General features: G+C 50.1%; 1 protein-coding gene. It reads right to left on the minus strand.

Annotation, left to right across the window (positions count from 1 at the left end; all coding sequences use genetic code 11):
* Positions 1-33: 33 nt before the first annotated feature.
* A complete protein-coding gene (locus tag IMZ11_RS47050; RefSeq protein WP_374463308.1) occupies positions 34-246 on the minus strand; it encodes a colicin E5-related ribonuclease in 213 nt (70 codons plus the stop codon).
* Positions 247-371 lie beyond the last annotated feature (125 nt).

Raw genomic sequence — 371 nt, forward strand, 5'->3', positions numbered from 1 at the left:
GTAGCGTCGTTGGAGATCAATTTTCATTGCAGCTCAGTTCCATTTGATTCGACTGTCGGGAATCCAGCTTGGATCGTTCTTGCCGCTAACTTGAACAACTTCACCAGCCCGGTCATTGACCACAACGTAACCGCTCTTTGAACCGTACACTGAAGCTGAGTCATTTCTCGGAGCACCATTTGGGGTCTTCGTCAAAGACCGATTTTCATCGTCGTCCCGACGGGCCCCACTAATGGGTTCTATCAACGCGTCCGAGGAAATAGAGTGTCGATCTACTCGTGATCAACGCTCATGTAACGCGCCCCATCAAAACAATATCGCCCCACACAACTAGAGCCAACAGCCTCAACAAGCCCTGAATAGATCAGCGA

It is taken from the genome of Microtetraspora sp. AC03309 (assembly GCF_020826795.1).
GTDB classification, from domain to species: domain Bacteria; phylum Actinomycetota; class Actinomycetes; order Streptosporangiales; family Streptosporangiaceae; genus Microtetraspora; species Microtetraspora glauca.